The sequence below is a fragment of the Halosimplex rarum genome (assembly GCF_047715405.1).
GTDB lineage: Archaea > Halobacteriota > Halobacteria > Halobacteriales > Haloarculaceae > Halosimplex > Halosimplex rarum.
In genome coordinates, this window is sequence record NZ_CP180412.1 from 1,105,210 (window position 1) to 1,122,644 (window position 17,435).

Here is a 17,435-nt window from a genome sequence, read left to right on the forward strand (position 1 = left end):
CGCCGGAGGCGCGCTGCGGGGAACCCGGGCGGCAAAAACATGGGTGAAAAAGCCGGACGACTCGGTCGCTCCGCTCCCTCGCGTCCGGTACTCGACCCAGTGCCACCGCCACCGCGACCACCACCGCAACCACCACCGCAACGCGACTCTATCCTCGGACCGAGTTCGCTGCACTGCCGCGAACGCTCGAACACTGTCCGCTCGGGAGCCCACCCCATCGCTCCATATCACTACTCACTGTCAATATCAAGTTTCAAATGGTGGTTATTTTGATGTGTATGTGAACCGTGACTACAGATCATTCGCAACCGAGTCGCACAGTTCTCGCAGTAACGATGGCGTTGCTGCTGGTCGCGTCGGCGGTCCCCGCCGTCGTACCGACCGCGGCGGCCCAGGCCGGCAACGCACAGGTCTCCATCGAGGAGATCCAGCGACCCGACGGTCCGACGGATGCCTCGCCGTACGCGGGGGAGAACGTCACCACATCGGGGACGGTGACGGCCGTCGTCGCCGAGGGGTACTACATCCAGAACGGCACTGGCGGCTACAGCGGCGTCTACGTCTACACCGGGGGACAGCCGACCGTGGCACAGGGCGACGCGGTCGAGGTGACGGCGCCGGTCACCGAGTACTACAACCTGACCGAACTCGACGCGACCGCCGAGAGCGCGTCGGTCACGGTGACGGGCACGGCGCCGACGCCCGACCCGGTCGCGCTCGACACCGGTGCGGTCGGCGCCGAGCGCTACGAGGGCGTGCTCGTCACGGTGTCGAACGCGACGGTCTCGTCCACTCCCGGGCAGTACGGCGAGTGGGCCGTGGACGACGGGAGCGGAGAAGTCGCGATCGACGACGTGACCGCGGGCGACGCGACGACGCCCAACGAGACCGGACGGGTCGTCGCGAACCTGACCGGTCCCGTCTTCTACAGCTTCGGCGCGTTCAAGATCCAGCCCCAGGCCGTCGGGCCGATCACCGCGGCCGACGACGGCTCGGAGGGCGACGACGGTGCGCCCGGCGACGACGTGTCGGGCAACGCGACGACGTTGACGGTCCTCTCGTACAACGACGTGCAGACGGCGGCCTCGAACCCGATGGCGATGGGCCGGCTCGCGGGCGCGGTGAACGAGCGGCGGGCGGCCCACGAGAACCCGACCGTCGTGGTCGGCGGCGGCGACCAGGTGAGCCCGAGCTCGCTCTCGCCGGTCAGCAACTGGACGGTCCCTGTCGCGGCGACCAATGCCATCGACCCCGCGGCCGACGTGGTCGGCAACCACGACCTCGACTACGGGTTCGACGCCGTTCCGAACTTCACGGCCGCCTCGGAGTACCCGTGGTTGCTCGCGAACGTCCGCGCCGATGACGGCGGGGGCATCCCCGGGACGGAGAACTACACCATCGTCGAACGCGACGGCGTCCGCGTCGGCATCGTCGGCCTCGTCGACGACGCCATCGAACCGAAGACCGCCGTCGACTTCGACGAGGCGGGCTACGAGGTCGCCGACTACAGCGAGGTCGGCGGCGAGGTCGCGACCGAACTCAAGACCGAGGAGAACGTCGACGTGGTCGTCGCCGCGGCGCACATCGGCGTCGGCGACTCGAAGGAGCTCGCCCGCGAGACCGAGAACATCGACGTGATCGTCACCGGCGACGACGAAGTGGCCTACGAACCACAGGTCACCGACGGCGCGGTGATCATGGAGGCCGAGGGCCGCGCGGCCTACCTCGGCGAACTCAACCTCACCGTCGGCGCGAACGGCAGCGTCGCGATGGACGACGGCCGACTGCTGTCCGTCGCCGGCGAGGAGAGCGTCCCGGTCAACGAGACCGCCGAGGGGATCGTCTCCTCGGCCCGTGGGAAGTTCCTCTCGGAGGTCATCGGGCGGACGACGGTCCCGCTGAACTCCACGTTCGCGGCCAACTACCACGACGAGACGGCGTGGGGCAACCTCGTCACCGACGCCTTCCGCGCGGAGACGGGCGCCGAGGTCGCGGTCACGAACGCCGGCGGCATCCGCGGCGACTTCGTGATCGAGCCCGGTAACGTCACCTATGACGACGTGTATACCTCGCTGCCGTTCGGCAACACGCTCGTCACCAAGCGACTCTCCGGCGCCGAGCTGCGAGACCTGCTCGCCAGCCAGGTCGTCACGCTCGAATCGGGCAGCGGCCAGCAGTACGGCCAGGAGGCCCAGCTGCAGGTCAGCGGCGTCACCTACGACATGGTGGCCCACGAGGGCGCCGACCCGGTCGTCCGCGACGTTTACGTCGACGGCGAGCCGCTGCGGCCGAACGCGACGTACAACGTGACGGTCAACTCCTACATGGCCGGCTGGGACGACCTCGCCGACGACCCCACCGTGAGCACCGACCTCACGCTGTACGGCACCGCGGTCGCCGACTACATCGAGCGCCAGGGGACCGTCTCACCCCGCGACACCAACCGCATCCGCCGCGTCGACCGCGAGGTCGGCACCGAGTGGGTGTTCGGCGCGAACAACGGTTCGGTCCCGGTCCACTACGAGGTGCCCGACAGCGTCCTGTCGGTCGATAACTCCTCGGTGCGCGTCGAGAACGCTACGGGCGCAGCCCTCGCCGCCGAGCGGGTTCGCCTGACCGGCGACGACCTGATCGTGTACTTCGATCGCGGCGAGTTCGGCTCGTTCGCGGCCGCGAGCGACCACCTCGGGCTGTACGCCGGCTACACCGACGCTGAGTACGACGGCCAGCGGAGCTACTTCGACCGCTCGGTGCTGAACGGCGACCTCGACGGCTGGGAGGCGCTCGCGACGGAGAACGAGTCCGCCCCGGACGACGGCGGTGACGACGCTCGCGTCGACCCGCGAGCGCTGAAGGCCAACGCCGTCGAGCTGACCGACGCGCTCGACGCCGACGGCGGTCGCTACGAGTCCGCCCGCGACCGCGCCAGTGAGCGGTTCGACGACTCGCGCGATCACTACCGCGGGCCCGTCCGCACCGAGTCGGCGAAACTGTTTACCGACGACGCCATCGGCGTGCAGGCGCTGACCGCGTTCGCCGGCACCGACGCCGAGGCCAACGCCACCGCGGCCGCGGACCTGGTCCTGCGGGCCGACAACCGGACGGCGCACCGGGAACTCGTCGACGCGCGGCGGCTGCTGAACGAGTCGCGCGAGGAGCTGGACAACGAGGGGGTCGTCCGAAGCATGGAGTCCCACCTCGACAACGCCGAGCGCACGTACGACCGCGCCGAACGGACGATGGACCGCGCCCGGAACGCGGACGGCCAGCGCGCGATCCGGCTGCGGGCGAGCGGCGTCCGACAGCTCCGGCAGTCCTGGCGGCAGGCCCACCACGTCGTCGAACGGGCCGTCGAGCGCACGGACGCGACCGCGCCCGAGTGACCGGCCGCCCGAGGCCACAGTGGGATCTGGGAGCGGCGTAACGTTCACCCCGCCGTCGCTCCAAGTGGGGGTATGTCCGACGGTGTCAAGCGACGGTTGAGCTACCGACTCCGCCGGGCGCTCGGCCCCTTCCTCGACAGGGCGATGCGGGCGGTCACCGACGAGACGATCCGCGTGTACCCGAGCGGGTACGCGGGGACGGTCCACTGCGAGATCGACCGCCTGGAGTCGGTCCTGTCGGAACACGGGTTCGACTGGAACCCGGTGAGCACGTACCACTACACGCGCCTGGGCAAGCAGACGAACGGCAGCTGGGTCTCCCGCGAGTCGCCGTTCGCCGACCGGCAGCTCCACGCCGTCCTCGTCAGGCAGGCGCGTGGGCAGATCGACGTGTACGCCCACGAGGAGTACAACTGGCACCGACACCCGCTGAAACACACCCGAGACGCCGGCATCGACCGCGAGCGCGGAGTCGAGCGGATGCGAGCGGTCCTCGACGACCTCGACGTCGACGACCGCCGGGAGTCGTACGTCCGGCGGAAGGTTGGCCACCTCGGCCGGCGGGCCCGTGCGGGGCTGGCGCGCATCGCCGACGCGTGAGCCTGACCGGGCGTAGGCGCGCGATCGGCCCCCGACGCGCGAGCGCCCGACCGGGATGCCAACTTTGACACTCGGCGGGTTCTCAGATCCGCGTATGTCGACCGCAGACGCGCAGATATCGAAGACGCGCGCCTGGCTGATGGCGGCCCGGCCGCAGACGCTTCCGGCGGGCTCGGCGCCGGTGATCGTCGGCGCGGGGCTGGCCGTCCACGCCGGCGCGTTCGCGTCACTGCCGTGGCTGGCGGCGCTCGTCGGCGCGCTGCTCATCCAGGTGGGGACCAACTTCGCCAACGACTACTACGACGCCGTCAACGGCGCCGACACCGACGACCGCGAGGGGTTCACTCGGGTCACCGCCGGCGGGCTCATCCCGCCCGCACAGGTCAAGTGGGCGATGGTCGCCACCTACGGACTGGCCGTCGTCGTGGGGGCCTACCTCGTCGCTATCGGCGGCCTCCCGATCCTCGTCGTCGGTCTCTCTTCCATCGCGGCCGGGATACTCTACACCGGCGGCCCGGCCCCCTACGGCTATCGCGGCCTCGGCGATCTGTTCGTCTTCGTCTACTTCGGGGTCGTCGCCGTCACCGGGACCTACTACGTCCAGGCCGTGACGAACGCCGACGTGGGACTGTTCCCGATGGGGATCCCCGACGGAACGCTCCCGCTCGCGGCCGTCGTCGCGAGTCTCCCCGCGGCCGGGCTCTCGACCGCGATCCTCGTCGTCAACAACGTCCGCGACCGCGAGACCGACGCCGCCGCGGGCAAGCGGACGCTCGCAGTGATGCTGGGCTACGCGTGGAGCCGGGTCGAGTTCCTCGCGCTCGTCGGGATGGCCTACGTCGTCCCGGTGATCTTCGCGCTCGACCCAGAGTACGGGCTCTGGTCGCTCGCCCCGCTCGCCTCGCTTCCGCTCGCGGCGAGCGTGAGCAAGACCGTCCTCGAACGCACCGACGGGGAGGCGCTCAACCCCGCCCTCGAACGGGTGGGCCAGACGCTGTTCGTCCACTCGCTCCTGTTCGCGGGCGGCCTCGCCGCGCCCGCACTGCTATGAGCGGCGACCGCCCTGCATCGATCCGGTCGTTCTCTCTCCCGCTCGAATCACCCCTCTCGACCGCCTCCGGGGACGTCGACGAGCGAGAGGGATTCCTCGTCCGCTACGACCACCGCGGCGAGACGGGCGTCGGCGAAGCCACGCCGCTGCCGGGGTGGACCGAGTCGCTGGACGACTGCGAGGACGCGCTCGATCGCGCGCTCGCCGCCGGTGTCGACGGCGACCACAGCGCGGCCCTGCTCGAACTTGATGCGGACGAGGCGCGCGCCGCCCGGCACGGGTTCGCGACGGCACTCCTCGACGCCGACGCGCGGGCCGACGGCGTCCCCCTCTATCGCTGGTTCGACGACTCGCGGACCGTCCACCGCGTCCCCGTCAACGCGACCGTCGGCGACGCCGACCGCGAATCGACGGTCGAGCGGGCCGTAGAGGCGGTCCAACGAGGGTTCGACTGCCTCAAACTCAAGGTCGGCGCGCGGTCCGTCGACGCCGATATCGAACGAGTCCGCGCGGTCCGCGAGGCGGTCGGCGAAGACGTGACGTTCAGGCTGGACGCGAACGGCGCGTGGACTCGCGAGGAAGCCGAACGTGCCATCGACGGCCTCGCCTCTGTCGACGTGGCGTACGTCGAACAGCCGTTGTCGGCGGACGACCTGTCCGGCCTCGCGGCCCTGCGGGAGCGGAGCGACGGCGTCGATATCGCCGTCGACGAGACGCTCGCCGAACGCTCGATGGCCGAGGTGTTCGACGCCGGGGCGGCGGACGTCGTCGTCCTGAAACCGATGGTACTGGGCGGGCCCGGCACCGCGCACACCCTCGCGATGCGGGCCCGCGACGAGGGGATCGAACCCGTCGTGACGACGACCGTCGACGCGGTCGTGGCGCGCACCGCCGCGGTCCACGTCGCCGCGGCGATCCCGGACGTGGCTCCCTGCGGACTCGCCACAGGCGAACTGCTCGCCGAGGATCTGGCGCCGGACCCCGCACCGGTATCGGACGGCTCGATCGCCGTCCCGCAGGATCCGGGCGTCGGGATCGACGCGTCAGAGGTGGGGCTGTGACCCTGCCCGGGCCAGGCGAGTGGCCGGTCGACGATCCCGTGGGCGACTCGTCCGTCGACCTCCTCCGCGACCGTGCGGCATCGACACCCGACGCGACCGCAGTCGTCGACGCCGACGAGGGGGCCGAATGGACCTACCGCGAGTTCGACGAGCGCGTGTCCGCCCGGGCCGCTCGGATCGCCAACCGATTCGACGTCGTCGACGACGACTCGGTCGAGGGCTCTCGGGGTCGCGTCGGACTCCTGTTCGGGACGCGCGTCGCTTTCGCCGACTGCTACTTCGCGATCGGTCGACTCGGCGCGAGCGCCGTCCCGCTCAACGTCGAACTCCCAACCGATCGGCTCCGCTCGCAGGTCTCACGGGCCGACGTCGACCTGATCGTCTGCGGAAGAGAGACCGAAGCGTTGGCAACGGAGATCACGTCACCGGGCGTCCCCGTCGCTTCTGTCGACGAACCGGTGTCGGACGCGGTCGCGTCGCTCCAGCGGAGCGGGGCGGCGGTCCGGGAACCGACCACCACGTCGGTCGAGGTCCCGCTCGACGCGGAGCGCGTCGTCATGTTTACCTCGGGCACGTCGGGCGAACCGAAGGGCGTGCGCCTCACTCGCGGGAACCTCGTCGCCAGCGCCGTGGGGTCGGCCCACCGTCTCGGCGTCGACCCCGGCGATCGCTGGCTGGTCTGTCTCCCGATGTATCACATGGGCGGGCTCGCGCCGCTCGTCCGGTCGACGCTCTACGGCACGACGACGGTGATCCAGCGAGAGTTCGACGCCGATGCGACGGCGCGCGTTCTCGACGAATTCGACATCTCGGGGGTATCGCTCGTCCCGACGATGCTCACGCGCCTGCTCGACGACGGATGGACGCCATCTGATTCGCTCCGGTTCGTCCTGCTCGGCGGCGCGCCCGCCTCCCGCGACCTGATCGAGCGGTGCGCCGACCGCGACGTGCCGGCCTACCCGACCTACGGCATGACCGAGACGGCGTCGCAGGTGGCGACCGCGACGCCCGAGGAGGCCCGCTCGCATCCCGACACAGTCGGTCGCCCGCTCCGGAACACGAGCGTCACGACCGTCGATACCGACGGCTCCACTGCCGATTCCGACGAACCCGGCGAACTCGTCGTCGCGGGGCCGACCGTGACGCCAGGGTACCTGGACGACGAGCAGACCGCTGCGGCGTTCGGTGACCGCGGGTTCCACACCGGTGACCTGGGCTACGCCGACGAAGCGGACCGCCTCTGGATCGTCGGGCGCGTCGACGACGCAATCGTCACCGGCGGCGAGAACGTCCACCCCGCTCGCGTCGCCGACGCGATCCGCGAGGTCGACGGCGTCGAGGACGCAGCAGTGGTCGGGCTCCCAGACGAGGAGTGGGGCGAGCGCGTCGCCGCGCTGGTCGTCCCCGCCGGCGATTCGCCGGAGACCGCCGCGGTCACCCCAGACAGAATTCGCGACGCCGCTCGGGAGCGACTGGCGGACTTCGCCGTCCCGAAGACCGTCGCCTTCGCAGACGCCCTCCCGCGAACCCACTCGGGGACCGTCGACCGCGACGCCGTCCGGGCCGCGACGAGTCGCTCCCGGACCGACTGAGTCCCGTCGACCGGCCACGGGGATCTCCCGCCGCCGCGACGTTTAATCCCGTTCCGCGCCTACGCGGAGTCGTGTGCACGCTCGTCTTCGCCTGGCAGGTCTTCACCGACGCCCCGGTCGTCGCGGCGGCCAACCGCGACGAGATGCACGATAGACCGTCGACGGCTCCCGAGATCATCGACGAGTCGCCGCGCGTCCTCGCGCCGCGCGACGAGGAGGCCGGCGGTACCTGGATCGGCTACAACGAGCACGGCGTCTTCGTGGCGATCACGAACCGCTGGACAGGCCGCGAGGCCGAGCGGAGCGAGGCCTCGAAAGGAGCGAGCGGGGACGAAGGACCCGCGAGCCGCGAGGGCGCAGCCGATCGCTCGCGCGGCCTGCTCGTCCGCGACGCGCTCCGACAGTCCTCGGCCGAGGAGGCCGCCCGGCTGGTCGAGCGCGAACTCGACGACCGCCGGTACGACGGCTTCAACCTCGTCCTCGCCGACGCGAAGGCGGCGCTGTTCGTCGAGTGGGACGGCGACAGCCGCCGGGTGCGGAACTTCGACCCCGGCGTCCACGTCGTCGTGAACGTCGGCGCGGACGGCGATTACGTGATCCCGGAGGCCCGCGCAGAAGCGGGTGAAGCCCAGGCGGAGAACGCCGGGAAGGTGGCGACGGCGCTGCAGGTCGAACCTGGAGAGACCAGTACGGCGTGGCTCGACCGCGCCGCGGACGTGATCTCGGACCACGAGTACGGCGTCTGCATTCACCGGGACCACTTCGGGACGCGCTCGTCCTCACTGGTCGAGATCGGTCGCGAGGGGTCCCGGTACCGGTACGCCGACGGCCCGCCCTGTGAGACGGCCTACCGGGAAGTCGACAGCCAAATTTAAACGGCCCAAACACGGACCCTACTGGTATGGCCGCTGCCGAAGCCGACCTCAACGAGGACGAGCGAGCGGGACTGGAACTCATCCGCGAGACGGGTGGCATCCACCAGAGCGACTTCTGGAAGGAACTGGACGTCGGGTCCCGCAAGGGCAGCCGGATCGCCGACTCGCTGGCCGATCAGGACCTCATCCAGCGCGAGGAGACGGTGTACAACGGCCACAACACCTACTATCTGGAGCCCGCGGCCCGCGACCTCGAGTTCTCCCTGCTGATGGCCGGCGACATGCTCTCGCCGTTCGTCGGCGACGACGAGGTCAACGCCCACAGCGACACCTTCTCGCAGTTCGTGATGAAACTCGCGTACGACGAGTAACGCCCGCGAACCGCGCTACTTCGCCGCCGAACCCGTCGCTCGCACCGGCGCTCGATCGCATCGCTCAACAGCCATGCATGGCCCCGACTGGTGGCGGGACGGACGCGCCGTCGTCCGCCCGTTCGGCCACCGCCACGACGACGCCATCGTTCGGCGGATCGGCGACCGCGACCTCCTCCTGGGGAACGTCCACGCGGCGGACCCGGACCGGTGTGACCGCTCGTTCGACGCCGTGCTCTCCGCGACGCGCGAGCCGCAGCCCTCGACGACGCATCACCGACCGCTCGTCGACGGGCCCGAGGCCGACTGGCCGGCGTTCGAAGCGGCGGCAGACGCGGCCTGTCGCCTCCTCGGCGAGGGATCGCTGCTGATCCACTGCTCCCACGGGGTCTCCCGGAGTGCGGCGCTCGCGGCCGTCGCGCTGGCGGTCGCGGAAAACCGGCCGCTCCGGGGCGCGCTCTCGGCGGTCCAGTCGGCGCGGCCACCCGCCCAACCGCATCCGGCGCTGCACGAGCTGGCCGTCGTCTATCTGGCGGAGAAGAGCGACTGAACTACGCGTTCAGTCTTCGAGCGCGTCGGCGATGCGGCCGAGTTCGCGCCGGGCGTCGTGGACCTCGTCGCGCAGCTTTCGGACCTCGCGGACGAGTTCCTCGTCGGTTTCGGACGACTCCTCCTCTCGGCCGCGGCCACCGGGACCGCCGCCCATGCCGGGCGGGCCGCCGGGGCCGCCACCGCCCATCATACCGCCCATCATCTGTGCGAACGGGTTGCCGCCGCCACCGCCGCCCATGCCGGGCGGGCCGCCGCCGCCCATCATCTCTTCCATGCGCTCCTCGCGGCTCTTGCCCTCGCCGCCGTCGTCGCCCTCTTCGGCGCGCTGCTGGCGGATCTCCTCGACGCGCTCGCGGAAGGACTTCGATTCTCCGTCGCTCTGGTCCTCGCCGCCCTCGGGAGCCTCGTCGGTCGACTCCTCCGCGGGCGCGTCGCTCTCGTCGGAAGGATCGTCTGCCATAGTCTCGCTTTGCCGCGGCGTCCCAAAAGGGTTGTCGTACTCAGGCGATGCGACGCACCAGCACCGAGATGCCCAGCGCCGACGCGACCAGCACGAGCAGGTTGAACACCGCCTGGAACACCGGCACGAAGTCCGGGCTGAACCACACGCGGATCGCCTCCGAGACGGCGAAGTAGAACCGGAAGGTCGCCACGAGCGCCAGCAGACAGAGGATGGCGAACGCCGCCCACTCGACGTAGGTCACCAGGCTGCGGCTCTCGGGCTCGCAGGTCGCCGTCGCTCCGCCGTCGGTCGAGCGGCCGACCGCCGTCTCTGGCTCGGACGTCGGGTCGTCCGTCGTCGCGTCGGTTCGCCCTCCGTTCGCGTCGTCGGTGTCGGTGTCAGTCATTGGTTCCTCCGTGCCGCAAACGCGGCGAGCGCGACGAGCGCGGCGAGCGCGCCGACCGCCCCGAAGCCTGGGCCGCCACTGCTCTCGGTCGGCTCCGGGGTCTCCTCCCCCCGGTCAGGTTCCGGCTCGGGGGTCCCCGCGAAGTCGCCGGCCTGGAAGTCGACCTCCTCGCGGGTGGTGTTCTCCGGAACGGGCCGGCTCGGGTCGAGCATCGCCGAGGCGGTCACCGTGTCCACGAGGACGCCGTCCCGGTAGAGGAACCCGTCGAGGTAGTAGTTGTAGTTCGAGGGCACCTCCAGATCGGCCGTCTCGTTGACCGTCCGACCGGGGCCGATATCGCCGACGCGGACCGACACGCGGTCGGCGACGACGTTCGACTCGACCTGCCGGGCCGTCACGACGAGTTCGAGGCCGCCGGCGGGTTCGCTCCCGCGGTTGGTCAGCGCCGTCGCGGTCTGCAGCGTCGTCCGGTTGTTCCGCTCGGCGAGCACCTGCGCGGAGATGACGGGAGGGCTCGTCGCGCGGTCGCCGAACCGCTCGAAGCCGACGCTGGTCTCGGCGTAGTCGGGCGTCAGCGAGTCGACCCCGCTGACCCGCGTGCTCCCGGTCTCGATCCGGCGGCCGTCCTCGTAGACGCGGACGTCGAGGCGGTAGCCGCCCTGGCGCTCGACGGTGACGTTCATCCGGGTCCGCACCTCGCGGTTCCCGCTGATGGTACCCAGGTTCTTGCGTACGGTCGTCGCGACCAGGCCGGTGTCCGTGTCGACGGCCTGCACCTCGACGGTGACGTTCCGCGCGTCGCCGCCCCAGTGGTCCATCCGCAGATCCAGCGAGAGTTCGGCGCGCTCGCCGCCGATCTCGCCGGCGGCGACCCGGGGTTCCTGGAGGGACAATCTGCTCGGCCGGACGTCCTCGTCGGTCTGCTCGGCGAGCGCGCCGGGGGCCAGCGCGACGAGGCCGGCGGCGGCCGCGACGAGCAGGAGGGCGAGGACGCCGAGCCACGCTTCTCGATTCACGTTCCCCAGCGCTCTCCGGGCTGGTATATGTTTTGTGTCCGACACCAGTTGCGGAGAGCGGCGACCGGTGAGGCCCGCTCACCCGAACGCGCCGAGGCTCGACTGCAGGTTCCGGTCGCTCTCTCCCGATTCGAGGTCGTACCCGACCAGGTCGCGCATGTCGACGGCGTAGGTGCTGCCGCCGTTGTCGAGTAACAGCACCCTACCTTGCGCGCCCCTGACAGTCCCCGAAGCCAGCGTCTCGGACACGGGCCGGTCCGCGAGGTCGACGCCGTAGTCGAACTCGAACGTCTCGATCGGGTCGAAGTTGGCCAGGAGAGCGTCCCAGGCGGCCTCGTCGACGGACTCGTGGAGCCCGCTGACCTTCGTCGGGACGCGGACCCGGTCGCCGATATCGGTCGCGATCTCGGCCTCGATCTGCCGGGCGACGCGGCCGTCGGCGACGGTCCGTAGGTGGGCGGCGCGGTCCGCGCCCTGCTCGCGGAGGCGGGTGTCGAGTCGCCAGGAGCGCGTGACGCCGACCTTGAACGTCTCGGGCGCGAACGCCGCGAGGTAGATGGCGTGTTCCTCGCGGCAGGTCTCCAGCGGGAGCGAGCACTCGCCGGTGCAGCGAGCGCAGGGCCATCGTGAGGCGTGTCTGTCGCAGTAGGGGGCGTCGGCGGCGGAGCAGGGCGTGTGCGCGCCGTCGTCGAGCACGCCGGCGCAGTGACGGTCGCCCAGCGAGTAGGACAGTTCGGTCCCCGGCTCCAGCGACTCGGCGGTGACGGCGCCGTCGCGCGCGATCAGCAACGCCGGCGGCCCGTCGACGCCCGTCTCGTACCCCACGACTTGCACGGCCGCGGGTTGGCGGTGCCCGGATATAGGCGTGGCGCTCGCCGCCTCCCCCCTGCGATCCCCGCCCGGTCGGCCGATTCGCTCCTGTGACCCAGCCGAACGGTGAGGCGGCTTTATGAGTCGGGCGCTCCACGGTCCGCGATAGAGCACACCATGGTGGACCTACAGCTCACCAGTCCGGCGTTCGAGGACGGCTCCCGGATCCCCGAGAAGTACGGGTACACCGCGGAGAACGTCAATCCCCCGCTGGAGATCGCGAACGCGCCGTCGAGCACGGAGTCGTTCCTGATCGTCGTCGACGACCCCGACGCGCGCGAACCCGCGGGGAAGATCTGGGACCACTGGGTCGTCTGGAACGTCGACGGCGACACCGAGTCGATCCCGGAGGGATGGGACCCGGCGAGCGACGGCGCCACGGCCGGGGAGAACGATTACGGGGAAGTGGGCTGGGGCGGGCCCAACCCGCCGGACCGCGAGCACACGTACCGATTCCTGCTGTACGCGCTGGACGACACCCTCGATCTGTCCCGGGACGCCACGAAAGACGACGCCTACGACGCCGCCGAGGGCAACGTCGTCGACAAGGCGCAGCTCGAAGGGACCTACGAGCCCTGATCCCTCTCGATCACGGAGCCGAAACCCGCGAGGAGCGGCCGCTCACTCGGCGAGCAGTTCCCGCGTCGCCCGCCTGACCGCGTCGTCGCTGGAGTCGTCGGGCTCCCAGCCGAGCGCCGAGAGCTTCTCGATGGAGAGGCGCATCCGCGGCACGTCGCCGACCCACCCGCGGTCGCCGCCCGTGAACTCGTACTCCGGATCGAGTCCCATCTCGTCGCTGATGATGTCGGCGATGGCCGTCACCGAGGTGGTCGTCCGCGTCCCGAGGTTGTAGACGTTGAAATCGTCGTTCGCGTGCTCGACGACGTGGCACATCGCGTCGACGCACTCCTCGACGTACATGTAGGACTTCTCCTGGCGACCGTCGCCGAGGATGGTGAGTGAGGTGGGGTCATCTTCCAGTTTGTCGATGAAGTCCGGGATCACCGCGCCCAGTTGCAGGCGCGGGCCGACGATGTTGGCGAAGCGGTACACCCAGACGGTGAAGTCGTGGCTGTGGGCGTACACCGACAGGAGGCTCTCCTCGCCGAGTTTGCTCGCGCCGTAGATGCTGATGGGTTCGAGCGGCGCGTAGTCCTCGGGCGTCGGTCGCGGGGCCTCGCCGTAGACCGTCGAGGAGGAGGTGAAGGCGATGTTGTCGACACCCACCTCGTCCATGCGTTCGATGACCGTCTCGGTAAGGCGGTTGTTGAAGCGGTACTGGTCGACGTCGTCGGCGGCGGCGTTCTTGTTCGCGGCGAAGTGGAAGACGCCGTCGACGTCCTCGGTGATCGCCTCGGCGGCGACCGCCGGGTCGGTCAGGTCGCCCTCGACGACGTCGACGCCGTCGGGGAGCCACTCGCGTTCGCCGTTCGAGAAGTCGTCGACCGCCACGACTTCGTTGTCGTCGACCAGCCGCGAACAGAGGTGCGAGCCGACGAAGCCCGCCCCGCCGGTCACGACCAGTCGCTTGCCGGAGAGTTCCATGCGCCGACATCGTCCACCGTCGACATGTGCGTTCCGGTCGAACGGGGGCGCCCCCTCGCGGCTCGCGAGCGGTCCGCGAGATCGGCCTCCCGAACGTGTAACCGACAGCGGTAACAGGAGATGCCGATTAGGGGGACACATGCAGGATTCGGGGAGACGTACGAGGAGCAGACGACGGTTCCTCGCCAGCGCGGCGGCGGGGATCGCCGCGGGCCTGGCCGGCTGTGGCGGCCTCGTATCGAGACCGAGCAGCGGCGGGACGGCGACGGCGCGGGACGTGTCGCTCCCGGCACCGACGCTCGGAGCGGAGGATGCGCCGGTGACTCTCGGCGTCTACAAAGACTTCGCCTGTCCGGCCTGTCGCCAGTTCAACGCACAGACCAAGCCGAACGTCGTGAGCGAGTACGTCGAGGAGGGCGTCGTCAGACTGGAACACTACGACTTCCCGCTGGACATGCACGAACCGATGTCGTACACCGCCGCGAACGCCGCGCGGGCCGTCCAGCACGAGGCGGACGACGAGACGTTCTTCGCGTTCGCCGACAGTCTGTTCGAGAACCAGTCGGATCTCGGTTCGGCGACGTACGCCGACCTGGCCGACGAGGAGGGCGTCGACAGCGACGGCGTCCGGTCGGCGGCCGAGGGCCGGACCTACCGAACCGTGATCCAGGAGGACAAGCAGCAGGGGATCGACGCGGACGTTCGCGGGACGCCGACGGTGTTCGTCGACGGAGAGATGCTCGACGGGTTCGACTGGGGGACGGTCCGGTCCGCGGTCGAGAGCGCGCGACCGGACGGCGAGTGAGCGGATGCGAGGACGCGTCGGATTTCCTTCGGAAGGCTCCTAAACGGGGCTCGCGTAGCCGCGGAGCATGAACGACGAACCCGAAGTCGCCGTCTTGCGCCTGGGTCACCGGCCGGGACGCGACGACCGGATGACGACCCACGTCGGCCTCACCGCGCGGGCGCTCGGCGCCGACCGCGTCGTCTTCGGCCCGGAGGCGTCCTCACCCGCGGACACCGTCCGCGACATCACCGACCGCTTCGGCGGCCCGTTCGACGTGGAGGTCACCGACTCGCCGAAGGCCGTCATCCGCGACTGGGACGGCCTGGTCGTCCACCTCACGATGTACGGCCTGCCGGTCCAGGACGTCGAGGGCGACCTCCGGGAGGCGCTCGACGACCGCACGCCCGTCCTGTTCGTCGTCGGCGCCGAGAAGGTGCCCTTCGACGTGTACGAGCGGGCCGACTACAACGTCGCCGTCACGAGCCAGCCACACTCCGAGGTGGCGTCGCTCGCGGTCACGCTCGACCGGCTGTTCGACGGGCGCGAACTCGACCGCGAGTGGGAAGACGCGGACCGGACGGTCGTCCCGAAGGACACCGGCAAGAAAGTCGAGGACACGAGCGGCGAGTGATACGCGGCGCGTTTCGGGGCGTTCGGTCTGGAGGCGGCCGGTCTGGAGGCGGCCGAGTTCGGTTCGACCGACCGAGCGAGGCGGTGAGCGAAGGGGAGTTGCCGACGGCCACGTGGTCCGGTGCTTTTAAACGCCTCACGCACTGAGAACACCGTAATGGCGTTTGACGACCTTCTGGAGGACCCCGTTATTCAGAAGTACTTACACGAGCTGGTCGGCCCGAAAGGGATGCCGGTGGCGGCGGCGCCGCCGGACGGCGAGGTGACCGACGAGGAGCTCGCCGAGGAGCTGGGGCTGGAGCTCAACGACGTGCGCCGCGCCCTCTTCATCCTCTACGAGAACGACCTGGCGAGTTACCGCCGCCTGCGCGACGAGGACTCGGGGTGGCTCACGTACCTCTGGACCTTCGAGTACGAGAAGATCCCCGAGCAGCTCGAATCGGAGATGTACCGGCTGCTGGAGGCCCTCGAAGAGCGCGAGGACTACGAGAAAGACAACGAGTTCTACCTCTGTGAGACCTGCGGCATCCGCTTCGAGTTCGGCGAGGCCATGGAGTTCGGCTTCGAGTGCCCCGAGTGCGGCAACCCGGTCGAGGCGATGGAGAACACTCGCCTGACCGACGCGATGGAGCGGCGCATCGAGGAGCTCCGGGACGAACTGAACGTCGAGCACGGAACCGAGGCCTGATGGTCGTACTCGCCACCAAGGTCTACGTCGAGGGCGACGCGCGCGAGCGCTCGCTGGATTCGCTACGCTCGCTGGTCGACAACGCCGTCGGCGACCTCGACGTCTCGTTCACGGTCGGCCTGCGCGACGACGAGTTCCCGACGGTCACCGTCGAGGGCGACGACGAGACCGCCGCGCGCAACGTCCTCGCCGAGGAGTGGGGCGAGCTGACGCCCCAGTTCGAGCCCGGCGAGGAGTACGTCGGCACGCTCGATTCCTGGGACGACGACGGGTTCGTCCTGGACGTCGGCTTCGGCAACGAGGTGCGGATCCCAGCCGCCGAGATCGGGCTCGGCCAGGGGACGCCCGAGCAGATCCGGACGCGGTTCGGCCTCGTCCAGCACCTCCCGATGCGCTTCGTCGCGGCCGACCCCGACGAGGGCGAGCCGGCGCGGCTCGCCGACGCCGAGCGTGACCGCCTCTACGAGTGGACGCGCGGGAGCGGTCGCGTGAACGTCAACTCGGCGACGCGAGCGGAGGCGCGCGCGACGGTCAACCGCGCGGGCCACGCGCAGGACATCGTCACCGTGGAGCGCCTCGGCCTGCTCGAACAGAGCATCGTCTGCGGCGAGGAGACCGATCCGCCAGGGCTCCTCGCGAGCATCGGGCAGTACATGCCCTCCGAACTCCTCTGCGTCGTGCCATGAGGCGCCGGCTGGTTCCCGCCCTCGCGCTGCTCGCCGTGCTGGTCGTCCTGGCTGGTTGCAGCTCCCCCTTCGGCGGCGGACCGGACGAGACGGAACTCAACCGGAACGCCAGTTACGACTGGGACACGAACGCGACGACGACGTACAACGTCTCCAGGGGCCAGTTCGCCGGCATCGTCACCGTCGAGAACCAGTCCTACCTCGAACTCTACCAGCGCGACGAACTCGGCACCGAAGCGCCGTTACAGATCGCGTCGTTACGCTTCCGGTTCCCGAACGGCACAGTCGTCGCGCCGGCTAATCGGTCGAATCTCGGAGTGGAACACGGGCAGTCACGCGCCAACGTGACGCTCCCGCAGGCGGGCGGTCAGGTGGCGTTCACGGCCGAACGGCCGAACGCCAAACGGTTCGCGACGCCGCTGTTCCTCGACTCGCCGCACTCGGTCGATGTGACGCTGCCGCCGCAGGCGCGCGTCGGCGTCCCGCTCCTCTCGAAGGTGTCGCCGGGTGACTACACGACGACGCTGAACGAGGAGACGAACCGGATGACGGTCCGGTGGGAGTCGGCCGAGCGCGGGCCGATACTCGTCAGGTACTACCTCGCGCGGGACCTGCTGCTGTTCGGCGGTATCGGGGGCGTCCTGACGCTCGTCGGCATCGGCGGCGCGCTGTACTACCTGCGGCAGATCCGCGTTCTCGAACGCAGGCGCGAAGAGATCGGGCTGGACGTGGAGACGGAGACCGACGAGTTCGACGACGACGACCCGCCGCCGGGGATGCGCTGACCGCGGCCGCGCTGGGTGCGGACACACTGACCCCCGTCGTGCCGACGGCAGCGGCGGTCGGCGGCCAGAAGCGGGCGACCTTTTACGGGTACGGT

General features: G+C 70.2%; 19 protein-coding genes. 14 read left to right on the forward strand and 5 right to left on the reverse strand.

The genetic code is table 11. From position 1 onward, the window contains the following. The first annotated feature begins 335 nt into the window (after positions 1-335). From ACMGFH_RS05455 to ACMGFH_RS05490, 8 genes are all read left to right on the forward strand, one after another. Positions 336-3,383 (forward strand): 5'-nucleotidase C-terminal domain-containing protein, encoded by a 3,048-nt coding sequence (locus ACMGFH_RS05455; protein WP_415381798.1) that lies wholly within the window; start codon positions 336-338, stop codon positions 3,381-3,383. Between the two features lie 72 nt (positions 3,384-3,455). Further along, positions 3,456-3,983 (forward strand): hypothetical protein, encoded by a 528-nt coding sequence (locus ACMGFH_RS05460; RefSeq protein WP_415381799.1) that lies wholly within the window; start codon positions 3,456-3,458, stop codon positions 3,981-3,983. 94 nt (positions 3,984-4,077) lie between these two features. Beyond that, positions 4,078-5,034: a 1,4-dihydroxy-2-naphthoate polyprenyltransferase gene (locus ACMGFH_RS05465; protein WP_415381801.1), complete on the forward strand. Its 957-nt coding sequence runs from the start codon at positions 4,078-4,080 to the stop codon at positions 5,032-5,034. Further along, positions 5,031-6,095: an o-succinylbenzoate synthase gene (menC, locus tag ACMGFH_RS05470; RefSeq protein ID WP_415381803.1), complete on the forward strand. Its 1,065-nt coding sequence runs from the start codon at positions 5,031-5,033 to the stop codon at positions 6,093-6,095. The genes ACMGFH_RS05465 and menC overlap by 4 nt, the downstream gene beginning before the upstream one ends. 2 nt (positions 6,096-6,097) lie before the next feature. Then, positions 6,098-7,687 (forward strand): class I adenylate-forming enzyme family protein, encoded by a 1,590-nt coding sequence (locus ACMGFH_RS05475; RefSeq protein WP_415383202.1) that lies wholly within the window; start codon positions 6,098-6,100, stop codon positions 7,685-7,687. A gap of 71 nt (positions 7,688-7,758) precedes the next feature. Next, positions 7,759-8,562, forward strand: a complete 804-nt coding sequence (locus tag ACMGFH_RS05480; protein ID WP_415381804.1) for an NRDE family protein — start codon at positions 7,759-7,761, stop codon at positions 8,560-8,562. 26 nt (positions 8,563-8,588) lie between these two features. Beyond that, the gene (locus ACMGFH_RS05485) at positions 8,589-8,933 is read left to right on the forward strand and encodes a helix-turn-helix transcriptional regulator (RefSeq protein WP_415381805.1); all 345 of its coding nucleotides are present in this window, start codon (positions 8,589-8,591) and stop codon (positions 8,931-8,933) included. Positions 8,934-9,006: 73 nt separating this feature from the next. Then, a complete protein-coding gene (locus ACMGFH_RS05490) occupies positions 9,007-9,483 on the forward strand; it encodes a phosphatase (RefSeq protein WP_415381806.1) in 477 nt (158 codons plus the stop codon). A 9-nt stretch (positions 9,484-9,492) separates the two neighbouring features. Here ACMGFH_RS05490 and ACMGFH_RS05495 read toward each other — a convergent pair whose 3' ends face one another. The 4 genes from ACMGFH_RS05495 to ACMGFH_RS05510 all read right to left on the reverse strand — a co-directional run bounded on the left by ACMGFH_RS05495 (position 9,493) and on the right by ACMGFH_RS05510 (position 12,183). Next, positions 9,493-9,945 carry a hypothetical protein gene (locus ACMGFH_RS05495; RefSeq protein WP_415381808.1) on the reverse strand — a complete coding sequence of 151 codons (453 nt, stop codon included), beginning with the start codon at positions 9,943-9,945 and terminating at the stop codon, positions 9,493-9,495. Between the two features lie 40 nt (positions 9,946-9,985). Continuing rightward, positions 9,986-10,333: a hypothetical protein gene (locus tag ACMGFH_RS05500; protein WP_415381810.1), complete on the reverse strand. Its 348-nt coding sequence runs from the start codon at positions 10,331-10,333 to the stop codon at positions 9,986-9,988. Further along, positions 10,330-11,349: a PGF-CTERM sorting domain-containing protein gene (locus ACMGFH_RS05505; protein ID WP_415381812.1), complete on the reverse strand. Its 1,020-nt coding sequence runs from the start codon at positions 11,347-11,349 to the stop codon at positions 10,330-10,332. The genes ACMGFH_RS05500 and ACMGFH_RS05505 overlap by 4 nt, the downstream gene beginning before the upstream one ends. A gap of 78 nt (positions 11,350-11,427) precedes the next feature. Then, positions 11,428-12,183: a DUF2797 domain-containing protein gene (locus tag ACMGFH_RS05510; RefSeq protein WP_415381813.1), complete on the reverse strand. Its 756-nt coding sequence runs from the start codon at positions 12,181-12,183 to the stop codon at positions 11,428-11,430. A gap of 153 nt (positions 12,184-12,336) precedes the next feature. Here ACMGFH_RS05510 and ACMGFH_RS05515 point away from each other — a divergent pair, with 153 nt between their 5' ends. Further along, on the forward strand, positions 12,337-12,798 hold the full coding sequence (locus ACMGFH_RS05515; protein WP_415381814.1) for a YbhB/YbcL family Raf kinase inhibitor-like protein: 462 nt from the start codon (positions 12,337-12,339) through the stop codon (positions 12,796-12,798). 42 nt (positions 12,799-12,840) lie between these two features. Here ACMGFH_RS05515 and ACMGFH_RS05520 read toward each other — a convergent pair whose 3' ends face one another. After that, on the reverse strand, positions 12,841-13,764 hold the full coding sequence (locus ACMGFH_RS05520) for an NAD-dependent epimerase/dehydratase family protein (RefSeq protein WP_415381816.1): 924 nt from the start codon (positions 13,762-13,764) through the stop codon (positions 12,841-12,843). Positions 13,765-13,903: 139 nt separating this feature from the next. Here ACMGFH_RS05520 and ACMGFH_RS05525 point away from each other — a divergent pair, with 139 nt between their 5' ends. The 5 genes from ACMGFH_RS05525 to ACMGFH_RS05545 all read left to right on the forward strand — a co-directional run bounded on the left by ACMGFH_RS05525 (position 13,904) and on the right by ACMGFH_RS05545 (position 17,340). Further along, positions 13,904-14,569, forward strand: a complete 666-nt coding sequence (locus ACMGFH_RS05525) for a DsbA family protein (protein WP_415381817.1) — start codon at positions 13,904-13,906, stop codon at positions 14,567-14,569. Between the two features lie 67 nt (positions 14,570-14,636). Further along, entirely contained in the window at positions 14,637-15,182 is a 546-nt protein-coding gene (locus ACMGFH_RS05530; RefSeq protein ID WP_415381819.1) for a tRNA (cytidine(56)-2'-O)-methyltransferase, read from the forward strand. Positions 15,183-15,338: 156 nt separating this feature from the next. Further along, positions 15,339-15,869, forward strand: a complete 531-nt coding sequence (locus ACMGFH_RS05535) for a transcription factor (protein ID WP_415381821.1) — start codon at positions 15,339-15,341, stop codon at positions 15,867-15,869. Further along, the gene (locus ACMGFH_RS05540; protein WP_415381822.1) at positions 15,869-16,555 is read left to right on the forward strand and encodes a DUF2110 family protein; all 687 of its coding nucleotides are present in this window, start codon (positions 15,869-15,871) and stop codon (positions 16,553-16,555) included. The genes ACMGFH_RS05535 and ACMGFH_RS05540 overlap by 1 nt, the downstream gene beginning before the upstream one ends. Next, positions 16,552-17,340 (forward strand): DUF5803 family protein, encoded by a 789-nt coding sequence (locus ACMGFH_RS05545; RefSeq protein ID WP_415381823.1) that lies wholly within the window; start codon positions 16,552-16,554, stop codon positions 17,338-17,340. The genes ACMGFH_RS05540 and ACMGFH_RS05545 overlap by 4 nt, the downstream gene beginning before the upstream one ends. Positions 17,341-17,435 lie beyond the last annotated feature (95 nt).